The 23,606-nt window shown below is 74.6% G+C and carries 22 protein-coding genes; 8 read left to right on the top strand and 14 right to left on the bottom strand.

Going from position 1 to position 23,606, the window contains the following annotated elements; genetic code table 11:
- Window positions 1–10: 10 nt before the first annotated feature.
- Window positions 11–361 carry an acyl carrier protein gene (locus tag CRV15_RS34255; RefSeq protein WP_003959082.1) on the bottom strand — a complete coding sequence of 117 codons (351 nt, stop codon included), beginning with the start codon at window positions 359–361 and terminating at the stop codon, window positions 11–13.
- 214 nt (window positions 362–575) lie between these two features.
- Between CRV15_RS34255 and CRV15_RS34250 the strand changes: the two genes are divergently transcribed.
- Complete coding sequence (locus CRV15_RS34250; protein ID WP_003954162.1) at window positions 576–1,778, top strand: IS110-like element IS116 family transposase; 1,203 nt, start codon at window positions 576–578, stop codon at window positions 1,776–1,778.
- 63 nt (window positions 1,779–1,841) lie between these two features.
- Here the strand turns inward: CRV15_RS34250 and CRV15_RS34245 are convergent, their stop codons facing one another.
- The 4 genes from CRV15_RS34245 to CRV15_RS34230 form a co-directional block, all read right to left on the bottom strand.
- Complete coding sequence (locus CRV15_RS34245; RefSeq protein ID WP_003959081.1) at window positions 1,842–2,726, bottom strand: acyl-ACP desaturase; 885 nt, start codon at window positions 2,724–2,726, stop codon at window positions 1,842–1,844.
- A complete protein-coding gene (locus CRV15_RS34240) occupies window positions 2,723–3,637 on the bottom strand; it encodes an SAM-dependent methyltransferase (RefSeq protein WP_003959080.1) in 915 nt (304 codons plus the stop codon). Before CRV15_RS34240 ends, CRV15_RS34245 begins: the two co-directional genes overlap by 4 nt.
- Entirely contained in the window at window positions 3,634–5,322 is a 1,689-nt protein-coding gene (locus CRV15_RS34235) for an AMP-binding protein (RefSeq protein ID WP_003963584.1), read from the bottom strand. The genes CRV15_RS34240 and CRV15_RS34235 overlap by 4 nt, the downstream gene beginning before the upstream one ends.
- Window positions 5,323–5,568: 246 nt before the next feature.
- Entirely contained in the window at window positions 5,569–6,834 is a 1,266-nt protein-coding gene (locus CRV15_RS34230) for an NAD(P)/FAD-dependent oxidoreductase (protein WP_003963582.1), read from the bottom strand.
- A gap of 1,044 nt (window positions 6,835–7,878) precedes the next feature.
- On the opposite strand from CRV15_RS34230, the gene CRV15_RS34225 reads away from it, so the two are divergent.
- The 5 genes from CRV15_RS34225 to CRV15_RS34205 all read left to right on the top strand — a co-directional run bounded on the left by CRV15_RS34225 (window position 7,879) and on the right by CRV15_RS34205 (window position 10,918).
- Window positions 7,879–8,421 (top strand): hypothetical protein, encoded by a 543-nt coding sequence (locus CRV15_RS34225; RefSeq protein ID WP_003959100.1) that lies wholly within the window; start codon window positions 7,879–7,881, stop codon window positions 8,419–8,421.
- 101 nt (window positions 8,422–8,522) lie between these two features.
- Entirely contained in the window at window positions 8,523–9,437 is a 915-nt protein-coding gene (locus CRV15_RS34220; protein ID WP_003959101.1) for a LysR family transcriptional regulator, read from the top strand.
- 66 nt (window positions 9,438–9,503) lie between these two features.
- The gene (locus tag CRV15_RS34215; protein WP_003959102.1) at window positions 9,504–9,719 is read left to right on the top strand and encodes a hypothetical protein; all 216 of its coding nucleotides are present in this window, start codon (window positions 9,504–9,506) and stop codon (window positions 9,717–9,719) included.
- A 206-nt stretch (window positions 9,720–9,925) separates the two neighbouring features.
- Window positions 9,926–10,222, top strand: coding sequence for a hypothetical protein (locus CRV15_RS34210; protein ID WP_003963580.1), 297 nt, complete (start codon window positions 9,926–9,928; stop codon window positions 10,220–10,222).
- Window positions 10,223–10,537: 315 nt separating this feature from the next.
- Window positions 10,538–10,918 carry a hypothetical protein gene (locus tag CRV15_RS34205; protein WP_009999551.1) on the top strand — a complete coding sequence of 127 codons (381 nt, stop codon included), beginning with the start codon at window positions 10,538–10,540 and terminating at the stop codon, window positions 10,916–10,918.
- 80 nt (window positions 10,919–10,998) lie between these two features.
- On the opposite strand, the gene CRV15_RS34200 is transcribed toward CRV15_RS34205, so the two are convergent.
- Complete coding sequence (locus CRV15_RS34200) at window positions 10,999–11,571, bottom strand: beta/gamma crystallin family protein (protein ID WP_230864291.1); 573 nt, start codon at window positions 11,569–11,571, stop codon at window positions 10,999–11,001.
- 187 nt (window positions 11,572–11,758) lie between these two features.
- Entirely contained in the window at window positions 11,759–12,361 is a 603-nt protein-coding gene (locus tag CRV15_RS34195) for a hypothetical protein (protein WP_003959106.1), read from the bottom strand.
- Window positions 12,362–12,507: 146 nt separating this feature from the next.
- Here CRV15_RS34195 and CRV15_RS34190 point away from each other — a divergent pair, with 146 nt between their 5' ends.
- A complete protein-coding gene (locus tag CRV15_RS34190; protein WP_003959107.1) occupies window positions 12,508–12,828 on the top strand; it encodes a hypothetical protein in 321 nt (106 codons plus the stop codon).
- 816 nt (window positions 12,829–13,644) lie between these two features.
- On the opposite strand, the gene CRV15_RS34185 is transcribed toward CRV15_RS34190, so the two are convergent.
- From CRV15_RS34185 to CRV15_RS34170, 4 genes are all read right to left on the bottom strand, one after another.
- Window positions 13,645–14,883 (bottom strand): LLM class flavin-dependent oxidoreductase, encoded by a 1,239-nt coding sequence (locus CRV15_RS34185; RefSeq protein WP_009999547.1) that lies wholly within the window; start codon window positions 14,881–14,883, stop codon window positions 13,645–13,647.
- A 239-nt stretch (window positions 14,884–15,122) separates the two neighbouring features.
- Entirely contained in the window at window positions 15,123–16,208 is a 1,086-nt protein-coding gene (locus CRV15_RS34180) for a T3SS effector HopA1 family protein (RefSeq protein WP_003963573.1), read from the bottom strand.
- Between the two features lie 95 nt (window positions 16,209–16,303).
- The gene (locus CRV15_RS34175; protein ID WP_003963570.1) at window positions 16,304–17,539 is read right to left on the bottom strand and encodes a hypothetical protein; all 1,236 of its coding nucleotides are present in this window, start codon (window positions 17,537–17,539) and stop codon (window positions 16,304–16,306) included.
- Between the two features lie 140 nt (window positions 17,540–17,679).
- Entirely contained in the window at window positions 17,680–18,123 is a 444-nt protein-coding gene (locus CRV15_RS34170) for a helix-turn-helix domain-containing protein (RefSeq protein WP_003963569.1), read from the bottom strand.
- Between the two features lie 181 nt (window positions 18,124–18,304).
- Between CRV15_RS34170 and CRV15_RS34165 the strand changes: the two genes are divergently transcribed.
- A complete protein-coding gene (locus CRV15_RS34165; RefSeq protein WP_044977653.1) occupies window positions 18,305–20,785 on the top strand; it encodes a LuxR C-terminal-related transcriptional regulator in 2,481 nt (826 codons plus the stop codon).
- Window positions 20,786–21,171: 386 nt separating this feature from the next.
- On the opposite strand, the gene CRV15_RS34160 is transcribed toward CRV15_RS34165, so the two are convergent.
- The 3 genes from CRV15_RS34160 to CRV15_RS36190 form a co-directional block, all read right to left on the bottom strand.
- On the bottom strand, window positions 21,172–22,380 hold the full coding sequence (locus tag CRV15_RS34160; protein WP_003963567.1) for an MAB_1171c family putative transporter: 1,209 nt from the start codon (window positions 22,378–22,380) through the stop codon (window positions 21,172–21,174).
- On the bottom strand, window positions 22,377–22,907 hold the full coding sequence (locus CRV15_RS34155; RefSeq protein ID WP_230864292.1) for a ParH-like protein: 531 nt from the start codon (window positions 22,905–22,907) through the stop codon (window positions 22,377–22,379). The genes CRV15_RS34160 and CRV15_RS34155 overlap by 4 nt, the downstream gene beginning before the upstream one ends.
- A 399-nt stretch (window positions 22,908–23,306) precedes the next feature.
- A complete protein-coding gene (locus tag CRV15_RS36190; RefSeq protein WP_009999544.1) occupies window positions 23,307–23,477 on the bottom strand; it encodes an LxmA leader domain family RiPP in 171 nt (56 codons plus the stop codon).
- Between the last annotated feature and the right edge of the window lie 129 nt (window positions 23,478–23,606).

Raw genomic sequence — 23,606 nt, 5'->3', positions numbered from 1 at the left:
AGACGGCGGTTCAGGGCCGCTCGGGCGAGGCCCCGGCCCCGGTCCCGGCCGCCGCCCCGGTTTCGGCCCCGGTTTCGGTGGTCGGCTCCGCGACGGGTCCGGTGGTGGCGTGTTCCTGGAGGAGCGCGACGAGGTCGGCGACGGTCTCGGCGGCGTGGACGTCGTTGTCGTCGAGTTCGGTGCCGTAGAGGCGTTCCAGAGTGCTGACGGCCCGCATCAGCCGCACGGAGTCCGCCTCGGGGAGCAGGTCGAGGCGATCGCCGGGCTCGACGGGGTGGGCGTCGAAGCCGAGTTCGGAGCGGAGGACGCGGATGACGGTGGCGAGGACGGCGGGGTGGTCGAGGGCGGGGTTCCGGGACATGGTGGTCTCCCTAAGAATGTGAGGCGGTCCGGGAGGACCGGGTGTGGCTGATGGTGGTTTGCCATTGATGGCTCCAGGAGAATGGCCGCCCGGTCCTCCGGGATGCTCCGACTGCTGATTGAGAACTGCGGTCATCGCTGGTTAGGGACCTGTCGGCGGGGTGTTCTCCGGGCCACGGAAGTGCTGGTCACGGTGGTGGAACGGAGCGAGGCGGTTGAGCACGCGGCATGATCGGATATGGGTCGGCATCGACGCAGGCAAGGGGCATCACTGGGCGGTGGCGGTCGACGCCGACGGGGAGACGTTGTTCTCGACGAAGGTGATCAACGACGAGGCCCAGGTCCTCACCCTCATCGAGACGGCCCGCGAGCGGGCTGAAGAGGTCCGGTGGGCGGTGGACATCTCCGGGCGGGCCTCCACGCTGCTGCTGGCCCTGCTGGTCGCCCACGGGCAGAACGTCGTCTACGTGCCCGGCCGCACCGTGAACCGGATGTCCGGGGCTTACAAGGGCGAGGGAAAGACCGACGCGAAGGACGCGCGGGTCATCGCCGACCAGGCCCGGATGCGCCGGGACTTCGCCCCGCTGGACAGGCCCCCCGAGCTGGTCACTACGCTCCGCCTGCTGACGAACCACCGGGCCGACCTGATCGCCGACCGGGTCCGGCTGATCAACCGGCTGCGCGACCTGCTGACCGGCATCTGCCCGGCCCTGGAGCGGGCCTTCGACTACTCCGCGGCCAAGGGCCCGGTCGTCATGCTGACCGAGTATCAGACCCCCGCCGCCCTGCGGCGGACCGGCGTCAAACGGCTGACGACGTGGCTGGGACGCCGCAAGGTCCGCGACGCCGACACCGTCGCCGCCAAGGCGATCGAGGCCGCCCGGACCCAGCAGGTCGTGCTGCCCGGGGAGAAGCGGGCCACCAAGCTGGTCTGCGACCTTGCTCACCAGCTCCTTGCCCTGGACGAGCGGATCAAGGACAACGACCGCGAGATCCGCGAGACCTTCCGCACCGACGACCGCGCCGAGATCATCGAGTCCATGCCCGGCATGGGTCCCGTCCTGGGCGCCGAGTTCGTCGCCATCGTCGGTGACCTGTCCGGCTACAAGGACGCCGGCCGACTCGCCTCCCACGCCGGCCTGGCCCCGGTGCCCCGGGATTCCGGCCGCCGCACCGGCAACTATCACCGGCCCCAGCGTTACAACCGGCGCCTGCGCTGGCTGTTCTACATGTCCGCCCAGACCGCGATGATGCGGCCCGGCCCATCGCGGGACTACTACCTCAAGAAGCGAGGTGAAGGGCTGCTGCACACCCAGGCCCTGCTCTCCCTCGCCCGCCGACGGGTCGACGTGCTCTGGGCGATGCTGCGTGACAAGAGGCTCTTCACCCCCGCTCCGCCGGTCACACAGACGGCTTGACACGATCATTGAGATTCTCCTGGGGGTCGACGGGACGGGAGGGGTCGCGGCAGGCCCGCGCGGTCAGGGCAGGGCGCGCAGCGAGGTGACGAAGGTGGCCAGGTCGTCGACCCCGTCGCCGCCTCGGCTGTCGGTGTAGCGCCGGAGCAGGCGTTCCAGCGCCCCGTACGCCTCGGTGTGGTCGTAGCCGCAGTGGTCCGCGACGTCGAGGGACCAGCGCCGGTAGCGGGGCAGGGTCTCGGCGAGGGGCATGCGGAAGGTCCGCAGGACGTCCTTGAGGTGCGGCGCGGCGGCCTTCGGGTCGCGGCGGACGTACGCCTCGACGAGCTGGGAGTAGAGCCCGAAGTGGCGGGCCTCGTCGCGGGCGAGCAGGGTGAGCAGCCTGCGCAGCACGGGTTCCCGGGTGACGGCGCGGAAGCGCTGGTAGAAGAGTTGGGTGGCCTTCTCCTGGAGCATGGTGTAGGTGAAGGTCCCCAGCAGGTCGGGACAGGGCCGGTCGAAGTGGGCGCGTCCCGCTTCGGCGAGGGACAGGCGCAGGGCGTCGGGGGTGTCGACGGCCGCCGCCTCCTGGTACCGGGTGAGCGCGGCGGCGTGCCGCTCCTCGTCGTACGCCCAGGCGATGAAGAAGCGGACGTACTCGCGGTGGACGGCGACACGGGCGGTGGGCAGGTCGGAGCCGTCCACCGGGGCGGTGCGCAGCAGCCAGGTGAGATAGCCGGGGATGTGGTCCTCGATGAAGGTGACGAAGCGGACCGCCGAGCGGTCCTCGTCGGTGAGGAGTTCGGGGCGGACCTGCCGCCAGTCGAGGTCGGCGAGGCTCCAGGCGCGGTCGGCGCCGCGCTGGACGACGGGGGCGACGGCTTCGCGGACGACGGTGAGTCCCAGCGGGGGCAGCGGGGCGGGCGGGATACCGCCGGGGGCAGAGGCGCGCGGGGCGGAGGTGGTCACGCTGTCTCCTCGTGGTGTCCCCAGCGGGAGCGCACCGCGGTGAAGGCGTAGTGCTTGGTCGTGCGGCCCCAGCCCGCCTCGGTGGTCTCCAGATAGCGCAGCAGCTTGTCCGCGAGGCCGGGGACAAGGGCGTCGACGCGGGTGCGGGCGGCGCGGACGTTGTCGGCCCACGCCCGCACGGTCCGCCGGTAGTCACGGGTGAGGTCGGTGGTGGACACCAGGCTGAGTCCGGTGTCCTCGACGGCGGCGAGCAGGGCGGACAGCGGACGCAGGTCGGCGTGGCCGAAGATGTTCTCGGCGACGTCCCTGCTGGCGGGGCGGGGGGCGTAGACCGCGCGGTGCCACTGGCTGCGGTAGCAGCTCGCGGAGACGTACAGGTGTCCGCCGGGGCGCAGCGAGCGGGCGGCGGTGGCGAGGGCGGCGTGGTGGTCGGGCAGGTGCTCGATGACGCCGACGAGGGCGACGGCGTCGAAGGAGCCGTCCGGGTCGAGGTCGTACACGGAGCGCCGGTCGGTGGTGACGCGGTGGCCGAGGCCGAGGCGTGCGGCCCGCTCGGTGAGGTGGTCGATCTGGACCCGGGAGGGGGTGACGGCGACGACCTCGCAGCCGTACTCGGCGGCGAGATAGCAGGTGAGGGAGCCCCAGCCCGCGCCGATGTCGAGGACGCGCTCGCCGCCGCGCAGGCCCAGCCGGCGGGCGATGAAGCGCAGTTTGGCGGTCTGGGCCTCGTCGAGGGAGAGATCGGCGGTGCCGTACAGGCCGCAGGTGTACTTCATGCGTTCGCCGAGGAAGGTGGCGAAGACCTCGGGGGGCAGGTCGTAGTGGTGGTTGGTGGCGACGACGGCATCGGCCGCGGTGATGCCGGGGGTGCCGAGCGTGTCGGAGGGGGTGGAGGTGGTGTCGGGGGTCATGCCGCTCCCTTCTCGCCGCGCAGCCGCCGGGCGGCTGCCAGACGTTGCCATTTGCCGCTGGTGGTCCGGGTCAGCCACTGCGGCGGTACGAGGTGGACCCGGACGTGGGGCATGCCGAGGGCCGTGACCACGCTCTCCCGCAGAGCTTCCGCGAGGGCTCCGGCGGGCGGGCCGGTGAGCCGGGTCTCGGCGATCACACTGATGTGCTCGCCCCCGCCCGGGTCGGTCCCCGGCACGGCCACGCAGTGTCCTCGGTGGACCCCGGGGACGGCGCGGGCGGCGGACTCGGCGTCCTCGGGGAAGTAGTTCCTGCCGTGGACGACGGCCAGTTCCTTGCGCCGCCCGGCGATGAAGTACTGGCCGTCGAGGTGGAAGGCCAGGTCCCCGGTGGGCAGCCAGCCGTTCCTCAGCAGGGGTTCGGACTCGCCCAGATAGCCGCTGGTCACCATGGGGCCGCTGATGTGGAGTTCGCCGAGCAGACCGGAGCCGAGGCGCAGGCCGTACTCGTCCCTGATCTCGGTCGCGGCGCCTTCGACGGGGGTGCCGACGGCGACGAGGGGCTTGGCCCGCTGGTGGTCCTCCGGAACGAGGACGACGCGCCCGGCGCCGAGTTCCTCGCGGTCCACGGTGACCACCCGGGGCCGGGTGCCGGGTTCGGGGAAGGTGACGGCGAGGGTGGCCTCGGCGAGCCCGTAGACCGGGAACATCACGGCGGGCCCGACTCCGGCGGGTTCCAGGACCCGGTGGAAGGCGTCGCAGGTGGCGGCGGAGACGGGTTCGGCACCGTTGAAGGCGAGGCGCCAGGAGGACAGGTCGAGTTCCCGGACCAGTTCGGGGCGGGCGGCCCGGATCAGCAGGTCGTAGGAGAAGTTGGGGCCGGTGAGGACGGTGCCCCGGCAGCGGGCGAAGTGGCGCAGCAGCTCGCCGGGGTGGCGGATCAGGAAGCGCGGGTCGAAGACATGGGAGGTGCCGCCGTTGAGGAGCTGGGCGAGGCAGCCGAAGAGGCCCATGTCGTGGTGGAAGGGGGCCCACTGGACGACGGTGTCCTCGCGGGTGTAGCGGGCGGAGACGAGGATGGCCCGCAGGCCCGCGAGGACCGCGCGATGGCTCAGGACGACACCCCTCGGCCGGGTGGTGCTGCCCGAGGTGAACTGCACCACGGCGGTGTCGTCGGGGCGCGGCGCGGGCAGCGGACGCCGTCCCGGACCCGCCGGGCCGTCCCCGCCCCCGTCCAGGGGCGGGGAAAGGGGCAGGGGCAGGACGCGCAGGGACGGGAGGAGCGCGTGGATCGCGGCGGCGGCGCCGTTCTCCTCGCCGCCGGTGACGAGGTGCCGCATCCGGGCGGTGGTGGCGATAGCGGCGAGGCGCCGGGCGAGCCGTTCGGCGGTGCGCGGGCCGTCGGGCGGGGGCAGGACGCTCACCGACGCGCCCGCCAGGACGGTGCCGAAGACACAGGGCAGGACCTCATGGACGGCGGCGCCGAGGACGCCCACGGTGTCGCCGGGGCGGACCCCGGCGGCGATCAGGCCGCGGGCGTGGCGCTCGGCGGCCACCGCCAGGTCGCGTGCGGTGAGTTCTCTGTGCTGCTGCGGGAAGAGGGTGGGGGTGTCCGGGGTCTCCTGGACCACATGGGCCAGGGCCTCGGGCAGGGTGTCCCCGTGGAGGAAGAGGTGGTGGTCCGGCATGGCGGGGCGCCTTCCGAGAAGAGGGGGGAGGGGGATACGGGACGGGGAGGAACGGTCAGACGGCCGGAGGAGGGGTCGGGGTCGGGGGAACGGCCGGGGCGGGGTCGGGAGAACGGCCGGGCGAACGGCCGGAGGCAGGTACGGGGAGAGGAACGGTCAGACGGTCGAGGTTGGGGGAACGGCCGGGAGAACGGTCGGAGGCAGGTACGGGGAGAGGTACGGGCGGGACGTCCGAAGGTGCGGCGCTCACCACACGGCCCCGAAGGACCGGGCCGCGGCGGCGCCCGACCGGCAGCCGTCCTCGTGGAAGCCGATGCCTGCCCAGGCCCCGGCGTAGGCGGTGCGCGGTGTGGTGAGTTCGCCGACGCGGGCACGGGCCGCGGCGCTCCCGTGGGTCTGGAGCGGATGCTCGTACTCCATGCGCGCCAGGACCCGCGCGGGGTCCACCTGGTCGGTGTTGCCCAGGGTCACCAGATAGTCGGTGTCCCCGTCGAGGCCGTGCAGACGGTTGAGCCAGTAGGTCAGCCGGACGTCCCCGTCGGCGGCACGGCAGGCGGGCTGCCAGTGGTTCCAGGAGGAACGCTCGCCCGGGCGGGGCGGCAGGACCGAGCTGTCGGTGTGCAGCACGGCGGGGGTGGGCGTGTACGGGATCGCCGACAGGATCTCGTTCTCCGCCGGGGTGGGGTCCGTGAGCAGGGCCCGTGCCCGGCCGGGGTGGACGGCGATCACCACACGGTCGAAGCGGCGCACCCCGCCGTTCGCGTCCTCGACGCGTACGCCGTCCCGGTCGCGGCGGACCGCGCGGACGGGCGTCCCCGTCCGTATCTCGCCGATGCGCGCGGCCACCCGTCGCACATAGGTGGCGGAACCGCCGACGACGGTCCGCCAGCGGGTCGCCCGCCCGGCGGTGAGCATGCCGTGGTGGTCGAGGCAGGCGACGAGGAGCCGTACCGGGTAGCGCAGGGCCTGCTCGGGTCCGCAGGACCAGACCAGGCCCACCAGGGGCAGGACGACATGGCGGGTGAACACCGGGGAGAAGCCCTCCTGCGCGAGGAACTCGCCCAGGGTCGGGCCCGGCGGGGAGTGCCGGGCCGACAGCTCGCGGGCCCGGCGGTTGAACTCCGCCGTCTCCCCGGGCAGATCGGCGCCGAGCGGACGGCCCGCGTCGGCCAGTCCGCGCGGCAGGGCCCGCAGCGCGCTGCCCGTCGCGTAGGAGAGGCCGCAGCCCGCGCACCCCGCGCTCAGGGACATCTCGGTCGGGCGGGTGGGCACGCCGAGTTCCGCGAACAGCCGGGTCAGCAGGGGGTAGGCGTGCTCGTTGTAGACGGTGAAGCCGCTGTCCAGCCGCAGGGGGGAACGGCGGCCGGGCACCTCGACGGTGTGGGTGTGCGCATGGCCGCCCAGCCGGGTGTCGGCCTCGTACAGGGTCACGCGGGAGACACGTTCGAGCAGATAGCCGGCGGTGAGTCCCGCCACGCCGGATCCGATCACCGCTGTCGTGCTCAGCGTCATCACCTCCAGGGCTGTCGGTCCCGTACGCGGGGTACGCGAAAGGGACACGTCATAGGGCAGTACGGATAGGGATAGAGATAGGGAGAGGAATGCGGGTACGGGGATACGGCGGATACGGGGCCGCGCGTCGGTGTCGCGGTCGTCCGGGGCGGGCCGCGGTCGTCCGGCGCGGGCCTCGGGGGCCGGTCACCCGGCGGAACGGCCCCGTGGCCCGGACCGGCCGTCCAGCCATCGGGCGCGGGGCCCGTGCCGTGCGGTCGCCCAGGCGTCGGGATTCGGGGGCGGTGTCGTCCGGCTGCCGCGTCCCTACCGTCCCGGGGGGCGGGCACGCCGGTGTCGATCAGCTCGTCGGCACGGGGCCGGGCTGATGCCGCCTCAGTAGACGGCGGTTGCGGAAGGCGGCGCAAGGGGCTCGGCCGAGATGACCGTTTTTCTCTCCTCAGCCAGCCGTTGACAGCCGTTATGTCCCGACCACATGACCGAAAGGCGCTCAACTACTCGATGAATCCGGCCGGGAGTGGCGTGATACATCCGGTCTGGAAATCGGCTGTGCCGCCCGGGGAGCGTCCCATGGCCCTCCCCCGCCCCCCGCTCCCGGGCCCGTCCGGCGACGATCACCGGGGGTGATGGCTGCCATCACGGACGGGTATTGGACGCCCCCGGGGCGGTGGCCGGAGGCTGGGGACGGCCGCCCGTCCGCGGCCCACGTCCAGTACCCCAGCGAGCGGAGGCGTAGTCATGGTCATGTCCGGACCGCCGGAACCACCGGGTGGAGGGGCGCGGCCTCGCGACCGGTGGGCCGGCTGTCCCCCGCCCGAGGGGGCCCACGGCAGAGCGGGGCGCCGAAGGGCCCGGACCGGTTCCCCGGGCGGAGCCGAGCGGAATCCCGTCCCCCGGGAACACGGGTTCCGTCGGCCGCCGTCCCGGCCGTCGGGGCCCCGCTGCCCGGCAGACGGGATTCCGCCGGGGTCCGGTCGGCACGGGCCCGCCGTGGCGGCAGGGGGCGCCGTGGCGGCAGGGGGCGCGCGGAACCGTCGCACGCCGATGACGACAGCGCGCGCTCCGGCACCCGTCCGGTGTACGCGTGCCGCCGCGGCGCACGGTTCCGCCAGGGGCGCCGGTCGCGCCGCCGCGCCCCGGTCGCCGTGTCGGCGTACCGTTCCGCGCGCGGCCGTCCTGCGGGCGATCACCCTGGTCGCCGCCGTTCTGCTGGCCATCGCCCCGGTGGCCGCCGCACCGCCCGCAGCCGCGTGCCCGGACGGGAAGGCCGCCCCCTCGGTCGCCGGACTACGGGGCTCCGACGGCACCGGGGAGCCCACCCCTCCGGCGGGCCGCCCCCGCCGTCCGCCACTGCCGGTCCCCCGGGGGCACGGGCCGGGCGGGCACAGACACCCGGACGGCGGCACAGGCCGCAGCGCGGGCGGCGGTACAGGCGGCGCGGGCAGCGCGGGCAGCGCCTCCGACGCCACCACGGACAGCGCGGGCGGTGCCACCGGCGGCGCCCCGGCGGACGGGACGGAGCGCGTCCCCGTCATCGGCGCCGGTGCGCCGGCACATGCCACAGCGCTCCCCCGGGGGGACGGCTGACGGTGCGTACCCCCGGGAACCAGCCGGACCCGGACCCCGCCCCGGACCGGCACCCACCCTCGACACGGCCTCCCCCAGCGGGAGTTGCTAGCCTCGTGACCATGGAGCTGCGCACCCTTGAGTACTTCGTCGCCGTGGCGGAGGAGGGTTCGTTCACCAAGGCGGCGGCCCGCTGCCATGTCGTCCAGCCCGCGATCAGCCAGCAGATCCAGGCCCTAGAGAAGGAGTTGGGCGAGCCGCTCTTCGAACGGCTGCCCCGGCAGGTCGCGCTCACCTCCGGCGGTATCGCCCTGCTGCCGCACGCACGGGCCTGTCTGGCGGCTGCCGCGGCAGCCGCCCTGGAGTTCGCCGACCGCTCCGGTCTGCTCAGCGGCTCGCTCGCGCTGGGGACCGTCGGCGGACTGGAGGGCACCCGTGTCCTCCGGCTGCTCGGGGAGTACCACCGCAGGTACCCCGGCGTCGCCGTCCGTCTCACCGGGGCGTCGAGCCCCGCCCTGTTGGCGCAGGTCCGCAGCGGGACGCTCGACGCGGCGATCGTCGCGGCACCGCCGGAGGGCCTGCCCGCGCACATCGGTTCGCGGCTCCTCCTGGAGGACAGGATCATCGCGGTGGTGCCCGTCGGCACCCGGACCGCGGACCGCCCGTTGACGCTCGCCCAGGCGGCCCGCTCCACCCTCATCAGCTACGGCCCCGACAGCGGGGCGTACGCGTTCATCCGCGACGCCTTCGCCGCGCAGGAGCTGCCGCTGGACATCGCGTACGCGACCAACGATGTCGCCCTCCAGGTGGCGCTGGTCGCCGAACGCATCGGCATCGCGCTGACCTCGCACGCGAGTCCGGTGGTCGCCTCGGACCCACGGATCGTCGCGATGGCGCTGGAACCCGTCATCCGGTTGCCGAAGGTGTTCGCCTGGCGGCTGGGCCCCCGGCCGGGTCCGCCGCTGCGGGCCCTGCTCGACCTGTGGACGGAACTCTCCGAAGAACCGGACCGGAACAGGACGAACCACTGGCCCTGACCAGCCGTTCAGATGGGGGATGACGCGGTCGGCCCACCCGGACCCGGTCAGGAACCACAACGACGGATGCACCGCGGCGCCTCCGGCCGCCCCTACCCGTCGGACGGACGCGTCCCGGTGAACTGCGACTGGGCGGGCGGCACGGGCGGAAGCCCCTGTCCGGCCTCGTTCGGCAGCCGGCGTGTGCAGTCCCTGCCGCCCTGCTGCGGCTGCTTCTCGCTCAGCCCGTACTTCGGCTCCCGGGTCGGGAGCCTCCATCAGAGGGTGGAGTCCGCCACCTGATCCGTCTGACCCATCTGGCCTGCCTGGCCCACCGGTCCGCCGGTCCGCCGCCCGTGCCGGACTGCCGGGGCGGACTGCCGGGCCGGACTGCCGGGGCGACGCTGCGGCCAGGGACCAGAGGCGTGCACGCACGAGCAACACGGCCCGCCGCCGCCGGGACAGACTTCAGGTGTTCCTCCCCTCCGCCACTCCCCTGGAGCCTCGTCATGACCATGCCCCGCCCCGCCCGTATCACCGCGGCCTCCCTGGCCGCCGCGGCCCTGCTGTCCCTGGCCGCCCCCGTGGCACGGGCCGTCACCACCGGCGCCGACGCCTACAGCCCGGCATGCCGCACCGCCGTGGTGGAGGCACGGATCTTTCTGACCGGTCTGGGGCGCGATCCCCACACCAGCGACCCCCGGGTCATCATGGGGAAGCTCGATGAGATCGTGCCTCTGGTCGGCGGTCAGACGGCCGTCACACTCCAGCGGCACCGGGTGGCCGTCGCCACGAAGTGCTTCTGAGCCGTGGCGCGGGAGGGGGCGGGTGGCTCCCCGGCGACTCCCGTGCCGCGAAACCCGTTCGCGGAAAGCCTGTTCATGGACGGCCCGTTCATGGACGGCCCGTTCATGGACAGCGCACGGCAGCCACACAGAACTTACGTACGGACTTCCTACCGGCCCCCCGGCAGGCTGGCGTCCGTCCCGTGGCCACCGGCCCCGCCCCTGACCGGGGTGCGCGGGCCGGGCCCGTACCGGAAGGACGTCCATGACCGCCGCCCGTGTCCCCTCCGCGCTCCCCGAGCCCGCCCCGTCCGGCGCGATCAGGCGTTCCCGCTGATGGGAGCCGAGTACGCGGCGCCTCCCGGCAGCGAGGCCGGCGGGCCGTCCCCGCACGACCACGAGAACGACCGGTTCGAGGCGTCCTGGAAGAGCTTCTGGTCCGCCACCCGGAGCTGGAAGCGCGATGTCACCCTCCGGGGCTCCCGGCACATGACGTTCACGACCAGCGCCCCCGTGCACCAGCAGCTCGCCGCCGGGGTGGGGGTCGCCCCGGAGCGGATCGCCGCCCTGTTCGGCGCCGCCCCCGCCGACCGCTCCGTCCTCGCCCAGCGGGCGTACATCACCGCCTTCTTCGGCCGCCATCTGCGCGGCGACGACGACCGCGGTCTCCTCGACGGTCCCTCGCCGCACTTCCCCGACGTCGTCTTCGTGCCCTGAGAACCCGTCCGGACATGCCGGAGGGGCTGATTCACCCACCGCGACCGGTGGGTGAATCAGCGCTGGCGGCCTATGGAGGACTACTGGAACTGAAGTGAGCTGATGCGGTCGTTCATCGCGTCCCCCACCCAGGCGGTGTCGGAGGTGTAGTACTGGGTGGCGCCGCCGTAATCGCTGTGCTCCCACGCCCGGACGTAGCAGTTGCCCGCGAGCTGCAAAGAGCTGATGGCATCGTTCCAGCCACCCAGGTCACGCCATCTGTGGTCCCACGATCCATCGTTCAAGCACGGGCGGCCCGCCCTGGCTATCCAGGTGTGCCCCGTGTAGTTGCCCTCCCAGTAGAAGACGCCCACCACATGCGTGTTCGAAGCCGCTCGTGAGGTCCGGGTGTCCGTACGCGTATTGAGCTTGGCCACGAAATCCTTGTCCCGGGCGGCTCTCTCCTGCGCGGCGTCGGTGATCCTGCCGCCGGTCGCGGCGGCGACGCTCTCGCGGAAGGTGTCGTAGCAGGTGGTCTTCTGGGTGTCGAGATCGGCGACACAGTGGGAACCGGCCGTCGCCTGGGGCGCTTGGGCCGCGGCGGCCGGGGACGGTGCCATGAACACGGCCGCGCACGCGACCGCGAGAACGCTCGTACCTGTTCCTGCCCTCAAGTCCTGCTGCCTCTCGGTATCGGTGAGCACCGGCCCCTTCCGGACCGGTACGGCGGTTCGCCCGGGGGCGCAACCGCGGAAGAAGAGGAGGAGGGAACCCCGGAGGTTGCCTCGACAGGCCCACGAAGTGGGCGACTTGGCCAGGACGGTCACCCTTTTCCGTACCCGGTTGCCGGGATGTCCTGTGTCAGTCGGTGAGGCCGGGGGCGGGAAGCTCCGGGCGGGCCCAGAGAGTGAGGTCGCTGCTGGTGGCGACCGCCAGGGTCCGTCCCGACGGGGAGAAACCGGCCGTGCGCAGCTCCGAATGCACGGAGTGGTGGACATGCCACCAGGTGCCTCCCGCCGGTCCCTTGTACGCTCCGCCGTCGGCGGAGAGGACGACGCGGTCGTGGGGCCAGTCGGGGTTGACGACGTCCATGGTCCAGCCGTCCGGGGTGGTGGTGTGCAGACCGCCGCCGAAGAGTCCCGCGATGCGCACCGGGACACCCGCGAGGGGACCGAGGCCGGGGCAGGTGAGGTCCGGGTGCGCGTCAGGGGTGCTGGTGTCGGGGTCGGGGTCCCGGTCGCGTGCGATCTTCTCGCCGGTGACCGCGTCGAAGAGCCCGTGTCCGGCGCTGGAGACGACCATCACCAGGTCGTGCCCGGTGTCCGGGTGTGCCGCGAAGCCGATGCCCAGCAGGCCGCCGACGGCGATCCCCCCGTCCGGGACCGGCTTCCAGGGCGCCGGGGCGGGCATGACGGGAGCGGTGAGGTAACGCTCGCGCAGCCGCTGCTGATACTCCGTGATCAACCTGTCTCCCTGATCCTGTTCCCGTGCCCTGGGTACGGTGGACGGCATGGACGCGCCCAGGTGAAGATCATAAGAAACGCCGGCAGCGCGGGCGCCGCCTCCCCGGTGACCATGGGGGCCGCCCCGGCCGTTCCGGCGCTCGAACGGTGAGAGCCCGCGTCTGGATCGCCGGTCTCTGGGCGGTGTCATGCCTCGGCGGCCTCGCCGCCATCGCCGTGCTGGACCCGGGGCCGACCGCCGGGGAACGCCGGTGGGAACCGGCTGTCGGACCGACAGCCGGACCGACAGCCGATCCGGCCGTCGATCCGGCTCTCGTGGTGGAGTGCGAGCAGTTCACGACGGGGCACGGCCTCGGGGAACGAGCGACCGCGCCGCCTGTCACGGAAGAAGGGCCGTTGGTCATCCTGGCCACAGCGGTGCCCGAGGAGTGCGCCGATACCGTCGACGGAGATCCCGGCGGGCGGTAGGGCGGCCCGAGGGGGCGGTGCTCACTCGCGCGGTCATCACTCGCCGGAGACGCGCTCGGGCTGCCCGTCCACCCTTGGGCGTTCGTTCACTCCCGGAGGCCCGTCCGCCCTCGCGCGCTCGGTCACCCTCGGGCGATCGTTCAACACTCCTCGGCTCCGCACGGCGACCACGCCACCCGCACCCGCACCCCGCACCCGCTCGCGTGAAGAGCGCCGTCCCGCTGACCCGCGAGCCCCTGCTCCGCCATGCTGGAGCCATGAGCGGAGAGCGCTGCCCGGGGTGCGGTGGAACCGGGCTCACCGAGCACGAGCGGCATACTGTGGAGCCTCACCCCGAGACGGGCGAGCTGCGGCCCCTGGTCCACAGGTGGACAGGCTCGTGCACGGTCTGCTCCGGTACCGGAGAAAGGCACTGATATGACCCGAACCTGGTATGTATGCCTGGCCTGTCGCGTGCTGCGTCTGCCGTCGGAGGATGCCGGGGTGGTCCTGGACTGCGGAAGGCCGGGGTGCGCCCGCCGGGTGACGGCGATGGTCCGCGCTCTGGGCCTCCCCCCGGCCCGGCTGGCCGAACTGGCGCGGCGGGCCGCCGGGCTGGAGGGTGAGCCGCAGCGGCCGAAAAACAGCCGTCGGACGCGGGGCCGTCGCGGCGTGTCGGCGCCGGGGACGCGGAGCCGCCTCGGCTGAGCGGCGTCAGCCGCGCGACCACGGCCGTACCGGTGGATACCCGTACCGGTGGATACGGCGGCCCGCCGCGACCCGTGCCAGGCCGTGGTGTCGCCGGTGCGGACGTGGACGGGACCGCTGAGACGTGGATCAGCCGTGGGGTGTGCCCAGGGCTTCGGTGATGTCGCGGAGATCGTCGAGCGCCGCCGCGAAGCCATGGGTCCAGGCCGTGCCGGCCGGGTTGAGGACCACCTCGTCCACGCCCGCCGCGAAGCAGTCCCGGATACGGTCGGCCAGTTCGGCGGGGTCGCCGTAGAGGAAGACGCCCTCCTCGACGAGTTCCCTGGCGCCCGCGACGGGGTCGGAGGCATCGACGGCCAGACCCGCCCGGCGCAGCATGGCGGCATAGTGCGGGGCGGCGAGATGGGCGGCGGCCCCGCGCTGGGCCAGGATGAGCGGGCTGCGGCCCCGGCGGGCGACGGCCGCGTGGGTCACGGTGACCATCCGGGGCCGGGGGCGGCACGCGGTGCGAGCCCCCTCGTCCAGCGCCGGAATCAGTACATCGCGAACATAGGGAGCGGGTGTCATCCAGCCGACGGCCGTGTCGGCGGTGCGGGCGGCGGCCTTGGCCATGCCGGGGCGGAGCACCCCGGCGGCGAGTTCCGGAAGGGGTGCGGCGGGAGCGGCGGGCAGGTCGGCGCCGAGGGGGAAGAGTTCGGGCCGGTGGGCGGCGGGGTCGCCGTGGAGCAGGGCACGGACGGCGCCGAGGTATTCGGCGACCGCGGCGGCGGGCCGTTCGTAGGGGTGGCCGTGCAGCGCCCGGACGAAGCCCGGCCGACCCGCGCCGTAGCCGATGACCGGGGCGTGCCCGGTGAGCAGGGCGAGCGAGCGGGCCTGGGCGGCGGCGTCGTAGGGGTGCCGGAGCGCGGTGAGCGCGACCGAGAGGCCCACGGGGACGCGGTAACCGGCTCCGGCGAGCCAGGCGAGCGCGTGGTGGCTCTCGACGGCGAGCGACTGGCCGAGCCAGAGCCGGTCGGCGGCGCCGTCGCGGACGAGGGCGGCGAGGGCGGTCAGTTCGGTGAGGTCGTGGATCTGATGGGGGAAGAGGACGGAGACCCGGCCCCGCCCCGGGGCCGTGTCTCCGGCACCGGCACCGGCACCGGAGACAGCCTCGGAGACGGCTCCGGACGGGGATACGGACAGGCACGCGGATGCCGGGAGGGCTGCGGCGGCGGTGGTGGCCCGGCCCGTGCCCCCGGTGCCGGTGCCGGGAGCGGGCGTTGCGGTGCCGGTGCCGGTACCGGGTACGAGGGCCTCGGCGCTGGGTGCGGCCGTTCCGCGAACGGCGGACGCGGCGCCGGGTGCGGCCGCACCGGCGACAGGGACCACAGCCGCCGGAACAGAAACCACAGCAGCAGACACAGCCACCCCAGCAGCAGCGGGCGCGGGCGCCGGGACAGAAACCGCACCACCGGGCGCAACCGCACCACCGGCAGCAGAAGCGGCACCAGACACAACCGCACCGGCAACAGCGAACACGGCACCAGGCGCAGCCGCACCAGCGGCAGCGGCAGCAGGCGCGGGCGCGGGCGCCGACTTCGGTGTCGCCCGGGCTCCGGCTGCGGCGGTCACACCGGGGCCAGGGGCAGGACGGGCGAGCCGGTGTTGCGGAAGGGGGCGGCGCTGTCGGCCCCGGCCTCCGTCAGGGCCTCGGCGACGCTCCGTTCCAGCGGTCCGGCGTCCGGGGCGAGGGCATGGCGGACGATCCCCTCCGCGACGGCGGCCGAGCGGTGCTGGCCGAAACTGGTGCCCCGGTGGGCGGGGCGCTCGTCGTCGGGGTCCCAGGCGAGCGCGGTCCCGGGCCCGGTCCGGTGGGCGAAGAGCGAGGTCGTGTCGCCGACGCCGGGGACGTCGGCCAGCGCGGCGGTCAGCGCCCGCGCGGCCGGACCGCGCTCGGCGTGGGGGCCGTGCAGATAGACCACGAGGGCGTCGCGCCGGGGGTAGGACCAGGGCCGGGAGAGCACCTTGGCCCGGTAGGGGAGGTCCTGGTCGGCGAGGGTCAGCAGGACGGTGCCCCAGACGGCGGGCGCGGCGTCCGCGTCGGTGATGTGCGCGTACAGCCGCAGCGGCCGGTCCCCGGCCCCGCCCGCCGGGAGGCCCGTTCCGCCGTCGACGAGGAGGAAGCCCGGCGAGAGGGCGGGCCGTACGGCGGGCAGTTCCACGGTGACCGGGGTGCCGGGGCGCGGGGCCCCGCCGGGCCCGCCCCTCGGGCGGACGGCGGCCACGGGCACCCGCACCAGCAGCCGGCCGATCCTGACCGTGACGGACTCGGCGTCGGGCGCGGCGGGCGTCTCGGCGAGTTCGGCGGGGACGGAGGTGTGGGTGTGGGGGACGACGGCGGTGAGCCGGTCCTCGAACGCGGGGACGCGCCGGAGCGGGGTGCCGCGCCCGTCGGCGTCGGGTGCCGCGCCCGCGTGCCAGTTCCGGTAGAGCGCTCCGGCGAGGACGGCGCGCAGCTTCCTCGGCGAGTCCTCGTCGAAGGTCTCCCCGGCGAGGGAGATCCGGCCAGCGCCGGGGAATTCCACGGTCCGCAGGGCCTCGCGCAGGGCCGGGCAGAGCGGGGTCTCCCCGACCGGCGGGGTCATCGGGGACGGCGGGGTCATCGGGGGCGGTGAGGTCGGCGGAGTGGGCGAGGTCGCCGCAGTCGTGTTCATGGGAGTCCTGGTTGTCCTGGTTGTTCTGGAAGTCCTGGGTGGCACCGGGCCGGTGGGCGGCGCGGCCGTCGGGGCGGGTGGCGGGGGCACGGGGTTCACTCCGCCACCAGCCCGATGACGGAGGCGAAGTCGGCGGGGCGCAGCAGGGCGTTGCGGCCGACTCCGGCGCAGCCGCGCTGGGCGGCGGTGAGCCGGTGGCCGAAGGTGGCGGCGGCGAAGAGCCTGTCGTAGAGATGCCATCCGGCCAGCGCGGTGGCGCGCCGGGCGAGTCCGGGATCGTCGGCGGCCTCGGGGCGGGCGGCGTGGTAGCCCTGCCAGAAGGCGCTGATCCGGGGGCGGACGGCGGCGAGCTGCCGCTCCCCGTTGCGGACGATGGCCTCGTGGGCCTCGGCGGGGTCGGCGGAGGTGTCGGGGTCGAGTTCGCTGAACATGCGGGTGGCGGCCCGGTGGAGCCACTGGCCGAGGTAGCCGCCGAGGTCCCGGGCGGGGTCGGCCGGGCGGAACTCCTCCCAGTCGGTGAGATACAGCTCGTCCCCGATCAGCAGGAGTTGGTCGAGCCGGAGATCTCCGTGGCCGGGCAGCCGGGGTGCTGCTGCCGCGGCCTCGGCGAGTCCGGTGAGGGCGGCGACGACCCTGCGGTCCTGTTGGAGCAGGGCCCATGCCTCCAGTTCGGCTCCGCTGCCGCGGAGGTAGGTGTCGAGGCTGAGCGCGGTGGTGGCGGGGTGCGGCGGAGCGGACGAACCTACTCGGTTCCGGCCGCCCTCCCCCGCCGCCGTTCCGCCCCCGGCCTGGGACCCGCCCCCGGACCCGGATGTGACCTCGGTCGTGGCCCTGGACGTGGCCCCGGACGTGGCCTCCGCGTACGGCAGGGAGTGGAGTTCGGCCACGGCGCGGCCGGTGCGCCGGGCCAGGTCCGGGGTGTGGCGGCCCTCGTCGGCGAGGGCGGCGGCGGTGACGGGGCCGTCGAGCCGTTCGTGGACGAGGACTCCGTTCTCCCGGTCGCCGCCGAGGAAGCGGGGCGCGCGCCAACTGAGGGTTCCGGCGGCGGAACGGGCCCTCTCGAAGGCCAGCGCCCGGTCGAAGCGGTCCTGGGCGCCGGGCTGGGCGAGCCGTTTGACGAACACGGCCCGTCCGTCCTCGGTGAGCCCGCTCCAGTTGTCGTTGCGGCCGGGCAGTCCGCTGAGGGTGGACGGGACGAGGGGGGCGATCCGGAGCCGGTCCAGTGCGGTGGCGACTTCGGGCGCATGGTCGAGGGGGAACGGTGCGAGCGCTCCGGGCGGTCCGGCGCTCGCCGTCCGGGCGGGCTGTTCTGCGGTCGTCGTCGCTGCCATGACGGTCACGCTAGGCAGCGGCGGACCGGGCCGGACAGTGGCAGGAGTCCGCCGGTTGAGCGCGGGCGGGAACCGGTGTACGGCAGGTTTCTGTCAGGCTGGGCGGCCCGTCGGCGGGGGGAGGCTGACAGGGCCGGGGCTCAGCCGTCCCCGGCGGTGTCGGTCCGGCGCGCCGCGCGCTCCCGGCGGGCGATCACCTCGATCAGCTCGGTGACGGTCCCGAGCGACTCGGGCGAGAGCCCGACCGCCCGGAGGGTCACATTGCGCACCCCGGCGTCCCGCAGCGCGGCGATCAGGGCGAGCTGGGCGGAGACGTCGGCGCCCTGCGCGTCGTCGAAGAAGTAGGCGGGCGGGACCTGGAAGAACTGGGCCAGCGCCTCCAGATGGCGCTTGGTCGGGTTGTCCCGGCGGCCGGTGCGCAACTGCCAGAGGTAGGTGGCGGAGAAGGACTCCCCCGTGGTGCGGCGGCAGCTCGCCGCGACCTCCTCGTTGCTGTAGGGCTGGTTGTCGGGGCGGCGGACGACCCGGAACAGCTCCTCGATCTTCCCGGAGAGCGTCGACGGCACGCGGTCGTCGTCGGCCATGCCCACCTCTTTCCGATCAGCCGATGTGAATGAACTGGCCCGGGTTTCATTTTAGTTGACAGAGGAGCCGCCGTCGCCCAGCATGCACATTAGCCAAGATAAATGAGCAGTTGAGGTTGATTCATTTCAGCTAATGCCCTCGCGGCGGCGTCCGCCCGGGTCCCACTCTGCGGAGCACCCCTTGCCCTTCCCGAACGCCCCGGTACCGTCCCCGTCCCTGCCCCCGTCACCGCCCCCGACCCCGACCCCGCCCCCCTCCTCGTTCTCGTCCCCCTCCCCCGCGGAACTCATCGGGCGGGACGAGGAGATCGCGCACCTGCTCTCCCTGCTGACCCGTCCCGGGCCCGCCCCGGCGGCCGTCCTGCTGCACGGCGCCCCCGGCGTCGGGAAGTCCCGGCTGGCCGCGGCGGTCACCGCCGCGTACCGAGGGGCGACCGGGGCGGCCACCGCCACCGTCGTCCCGCCGACGGCCACAGGGGACCCGGGGTCCGCCGCCGTGGAAGCGGCCCTCGCGCTCGCCGCCGTCCGCGGTGAGCAGGGCCCCGCGCCCCTGCTCACCGTCGACGGGGCCGACGCCGTCGACCAACGGAACCTGCTGGCCGCCGCCGGTTCCGCAGGGGTGGTGGTGCTCGCGACCGCCCGTGCCGACCGGCCCGCCGCCGGGCTGGTCTCCGTCCCGGTCCGCGGGCTGCGGTTACCCCGGGACTGCTCGACGGCCGACCCCGAGGGCTTCGCGGCCGTCCCCTCCGTACAGCTCTATCTGGCCCGGCTGCGCACGCTCAACCCGGAGGCGGCCGTCCACGGCGGCAACCAGCAGGCGATCGCCCGCACCTGCGCGCAACTGCGCGGGGTCCCCGGCGCGCTCGGGCTCGCGGCCCGGATGGCCGCGCTGGAAGGGCCCGAGACGGTGTGGAACGCGCTCAGCGCACCGTACGGGGGACGGCTGACCGACCTGCTCCGGATGTACGGCGTTCCGTCGGCCGGGACGGACGCCGAGACGGACGGAGGCCGGGCGGGCGGTGGGGACGACGGCGGGGACAGTGGGGACGGCGGCTCGGCCCAACGGCTGCTGGCGCGCTGCGCCGTGTTCGCGGACGGCTTCGGCACCGAGGCGCTGCGCGAGATCTCCGGCGTCCGGACGGCCGGCTTCGCCACCGCCCTGCACACCCTGCTGGCCCAGGGGCTGCTCACCCTCTCCGCCCAGCCCTCGGGACAGCTCGACGGACCGGTGCGGACCCGGCTCCAGGTGCCGCTGACGGCGCTCCCCCTGCCGCCCGACCCCGGCGCGGAGACGGCGCGGCTCGCCCACGCCCGTTACTACGCCCGGGTCGCGCGCACGGCGGCCCGCCAGATCGCGGAGGGCGACCAGCGCGCGGGCATCACCGTGTTCCGCGCCGAGGAGGCCAATCTGCGGGCGGCGCTGGAGACCCTGTTCACCCACGGGGACGGGGACCCGGACGAGGCGCTCGACCTCGCGGAGGATCTGCTCGTCCACTGGTACGCCACCGGGCCGACGGCGATCCGGGCCGGGGTCCTCGACCCGCTGGCCCGGCGGGCCGCGACCCACCGGCCCTGTCGGCGGGCGCAGTCGCTGCTCACCGAGGCCACCGTGCTCGCCGGGCACCCGGAGGCGGCCCGGCCGCTGCTCGACGGGGCCGCCGGAGCGGATACGTCCGGGCCGGACGGGGGGCGGCTGCTGCGGCTGCGCGGTCTCGCCGCCGTGCACTCCGACCCGGCGGACGGGACGGCGTCACTGCGCCGGGCGGCCGAGCGCCGCGCGGCGGACGGGGACCGGCACGGCGCCGCCCGGGTCGCGCTGGAGGCGGCGCTCGCGGATCTCCTGTACGGGGAGGTCCGGCGCGGCGAGGACACCGCGCTGGAGACGCTCTGCGGCGCCCTGCGGCGGGGCGATGTCTTCGCCGCGGGCTCGGCGCTGCTGCACCTGGCGCTGTTCGCGGCGGCGGCGGGGCGGACCCGGCAGGCGGCCGACCGCCATGCCCGCGCCCTGGCGAGCCTGCGCTCGCTCGGTGCGCCCGCCGTGCTCGGCGCGCATCTCACCCTGCTCGCCGGGCCGCTGCTCCCCGGGCCCACCGGGCGGGCGCGGGCCACCGCGCGGGTCCTGGGCTGCTTCTACGCCTCCCGGGCCGCGTTCCTGGACGACCCCGACGAGTCCCCGTTCACCACGGCCCGCTGTGAGGAGCCCGTACGGCGGCTGCTCGGCGAGGAGGCGTTCCGGGCCGCGCTGGCCGAGGGAGCGGGGCTGTCGCTGCTGGACCTGGTCACCGCGTTCGCCGCCCGCCGCCGGGACGGTGGTGCCCCCGCCGCCCCGGAGGCCCCCCGCGCGGGGTACGGCGGGCCGCCCGCGCCCGCCGTCCTGGAGCGGCGCGCCCCCGCCACCGCCGCCGCCACCGAGGAACTGACCCCTCGGCAGACCGAGGTGTCGCAGTTGGTCGCCCTCGGGCTGAGCAACAAACAGATCGCCCGCCAGTTGGAGATCTCCGAGTGGACCGTGGTCAACCACATCCGCGAGGTGATGCGCCGCCTGGGCTGCGCCTCCCGCGTCGGCATCGCCCGCTGGGCCCACGAGGCGGAACACCGCCGGGCCGCCACGGCGGGGATGTCGTTGTCGCCTGGGGCGGGGGTGCGGCGCGACGCGGTTTGAGGGGGGACCCGGGGGCGGGCCCGCCCCGGGTCCCCGGAGCAGCCCCACTCGCGTGGGGAAAACGACATCGGGGCCACGATCACGCAGATGGGCTACGGAACACCCCCACCCGCGTGGGGAAAACTGCTCGGAGCCGCGGCCATGCTCGCGCAGGGCCGGAACACCCCCACCCGCGTGGGGAAACCCCTCCCCGACCTGCACCCCAGCAAGCCCTTTACCCACCCTTGACCATTCGCACGGCGGCCGTCACCCCCTACGCAAGCGAGACACCACCCACCCCGCAATCGATACCCGACCACCCACCCCGCGACCCCGAGCGCACCCCCGCCCCACCCCGGACCGGGCGTCCCACCCAACTGGGCACAGCCACCCGCGTCCCCGCCCCCTCAGACCCGTTCCGCCGCCACCCGCCGGACATGCGCCACCACCGGGGAGCGGGCGAACTCGTGGGCGACCTGGGTCAGCCAGATCACCTCCGCGTCGACCGTGGCGCCCGGGACCGGGGCGGACGGGAGGAAGGGGGCGGTGCCGGGGGCGGACGGGCGGCGGCCGGAGCGGAGGTATTCCAGGGCCGCGCCGACCGCCGCCGCCTCGGTGGCCGCCGCCTCGGACGGCGGGGCGACCGGGTGGCGGCGGAAGCCGTCCTCCGCCCAGTCCGCGAAGCCCGGCGGCAGATAGGGCCGCAGCTCCAGATAGCCGTCGCGGATCTCGATCACCCTGCGGTAGAGGGCGAGTTCGGCGTCCCGGAGCAGCATGACCCGCCCGGGCGGCGCCGTCGGCGCGTTCCTCGGCACCGCCTCCGCCAGCGGCGACCACAGCGGCTCCAGCGCCCGGTAGCCGCGCACACAGCGCCGCCAGCGCCGTACGGCCGAGGCCGCGGGCGCCCAGCGGGCCGCCGTCACCCCGGACGCGGAGATCAGCAGACAGGCCGTGCCCAGCAGCAGCGCGACGGGGTCCTGGCCCGCGCCCTGCCCCTGGTGGAGGAGGACGTTGGCGACCCCGGTCAGCCCCCACAGGGCCCAGAGCGCGCCGGTCGCGGCCCCGGCGACGATCAGCCGCAGCCCGGTGCGCAGGGGGCCCGGCGGCAGGGTGCGCGCGTGCCGGTGGACCCGTGCGGCGAGTCCCCACAGACACCAGAGGCTGAACGCCGCGAAGAGCAGGCCGAATCCGGCGAGGGCGTATCCGCCGCGGCCGTCCGCGACGATCCGGCCGGCCGTCAGATCGGCGCCGGAGAGGAGGAACAGCACCGGTGCGGCCGTCAGCACGGCGGCGGACACCGCCAGGTGGGTCCGTTGCCGGGCCTCCCAGGGGCCGCGCGGGGCGAGCCGTCCCACCACCGCAGGGAGCAGCGCGAGCGCCGCCATCTCCAGCTCCCGGCCGAGCAGATGGGCCAGTTCGGAGTGGCGGGGGAGCGCCCGGTCCACGGCGTCCATGGTCGCGGGTGCGAGCACGGCCATCGAGGTCGCGAGGAAGAGGGCGAAGAGGCAGAGCAGCCGTACGGCGCGCTCCTGGCGGCGGTCGCGGGCGAGCAGCAGTTCGTACCAGCCGACGCCGAGGGCGACGACGGCGGGGAGGTAGCCGGTGAGCGCCTTCACCGCGGGGGCACCGCGGTCCGCGCGCCGATGAGGGCGCCGGCCCCGCCCTGGGCGGCGATGTCCTCGGCCCGGCCGGCCGCCTCGCGCAGCGCCCGCCGCAGGATCAGCGAGGCGAGCAGTTCGGCCTCCTGTTCCTGGGGCTCGCTGTGGCCGGTGCGGCCGAGGACGCGCCGGACCAGCCCGTCGGGGAGGCCGGGGACGAGCAGCGGGAGGGCCGGGGTCTCGGGGAGCGCGGTCCGGTCGTGTCCGCAGAGGAGATGGGCGGCCTCGTGCAGCAGGATGTGCTGGCGGTGCAGCTCGGTCGTCTGCGCCGTGCAGACGATGTAGTCGGCGCGGTCGGTGGCCACCAGCAGCCCGCAGGGGACGGGCGCGGGGAGTGGGGCGGTCAGGATCTCGATGGGTCTGCCCCGGCGTTCGGCGAGGGCGGTGATCAGGGCCTCCGCACTGAACGGAGTGGGCAGTTCCAGAGTGTCGGCCAGTCGGCGGGTGCGCCGCCACATCCGCCGCGCCTGTCTCCCTGCACGCACGTACGCCTCCTCCGGGTGGCTCGGGGACCGCTCCGGCGGGACGAAGGACGCTGCCACGCGTCCGTCCTCCGGCCGTGACCGGCCCGCCGTTCTGCCCGGGGCCACCCCGCCCCGGGCTCTCCGCCGACGTCCGCCACCCGTCGACCCACTGCCCGCACATCATACTGATCATGAAAGAGGCGAACAGAGGTTCCCCGTCACATAAGGCCATGATTCAGGGGAAGTTCAGGGTCGCGGACCATCCGGACGAAGGACGCGGAGGCACCCGGGCACAGGGGCGCGGAGATACCGGCGCAAGGGGGCACGAGGGGGGCGCACGGAAAGGGTCCCGGGCACCTGTCGGTGCCCGGGACCCGATGGAACGCCCGGCGAACGGTTTCCCGCCCGGTCCGGCTCGGCTCAGACGTGCGGTGTGAGCAGCGAGACGACGACGCTGACGATGACCTCGGTCGTCGGGGTCACGGTGATGGTCGGGGTGAACGCCTCGGCGTGGGTGGTGGCGGCCTCCTGAACGGCCGCGTTGGGGCTGGTGTACGCGGCGTAGCCGCCCATGAGGTCTTCCGTGTTCATAGGTGATCCTCCGTCGTGGCCCTGTTTCGTCCGGCCGTTGCCGGTGTCCCGATTCCACCAGGGGGGACGCCCTCCGTCCCAGAGCAGGAATCTGGTGGCCGGGGACGGTGGGCGCGCGTCAGGACAGCG

The organism is Streptomyces clavuligerus, assembly GCF_005519465.1.
Classification (GTDB): domain Bacteria; phylum Actinomycetota; class Actinomycetes; order Streptomycetales; family Streptomycetaceae; genus Streptomyces; species Streptomyces clavuligerus.
Note: the sequence above shows the minus strand (reverse complement) of the source record. Positions and strands in the feature narration are given on the sequence as shown.

Excerpts from the sequence above, each read along its gene's own strand:
- CRV15_RS34255 (WP_003959082.1), bottom strand. The coding sequence starts at position 361 with ATGTCCCGGAACCCCGCCCTCGACCACCCCGCCGTCCTCGCCACCGTC.
- CRV15_RS34240 (WP_003959080.1), bottom strand. The coding sequence starts at position 3,637 with ATGACCCCCGACACCACCTCCACCCCCTCCGACACGCTCGGCACCCCC.
- CRV15_RS34235 (WP_003963584.1), bottom strand. The coding sequence starts at position 5,322 with ATGCCGGACCACCACCTCTTCCTCCACGGGGACACCCTGCCCGAGGCC.
- CRV15_RS34230 (WP_003963582.1), bottom strand. The coding sequence starts at position 6,834 with ATGACGCTGAGCACGACAGCGGTGATCGGATCCGGCGTGGCGGGACTC.
- CRV15_RS34225 (WP_003959100.1), top strand. The coding sequence starts at position 7,879 with ATGACGACAGCGCGCGCTCCGGCACCCGTCCGGTGTACGCGTGCCGCC.
- CRV15_RS34220 (WP_003959101.1), top strand. The coding sequence starts at position 8,523 with ATGGAGCTGCGCACCCTTGAGTACTTCGTCGCCGTGGCGGAGGAGGGT.
- CRV15_RS34215 (WP_003959102.1), top strand. The coding sequence starts at position 9,504 with ATGCACCGCGGCGCCTCCGGCCGCCCCTACCCGTCGGACGGACGCGTC.
- CRV15_RS34210 (WP_003963580.1), top strand. The coding sequence starts at position 9,926 with ATGACCATGCCCCGCCCCGCCCGTATCACCGCGGCCTCCCTGGCCGCC.
- CRV15_RS34205 (WP_009999551.1), top strand. The coding sequence starts at position 10,538 with ATGGGAGCCGAGTACGCGGCGCCTCCCGGCAGCGAGGCCGGCGGGCCG.
- CRV15_RS34180 (WP_003963573.1), bottom strand. The coding sequence starts at position 16,208 with ATGAACACGACTGCGGCGACCTCGCCCACTCCGCCGACCTCACCGCCC.
- CRV15_RS34175 (WP_003963570.1), bottom strand. The coding sequence starts at position 17,539 with ATGGCAGCGACGACGACCGCAGAACAGCCCGCCCGGACGGCGAGCGCC.
- CRV15_RS34170 (WP_003963569.1), bottom strand. The coding sequence starts at position 18,123 with ATGGCCGACGACGACCGCGTGCCGTCGACGCTCTCCGGGAAGATCGAG.
- CRV15_RS36190 (WP_009999544.1), bottom strand. The coding sequence starts at position 23,477 with ATGAACACGGAAGACCTCATGGGCGGCTACGCCGCGTACACCAGCCCC.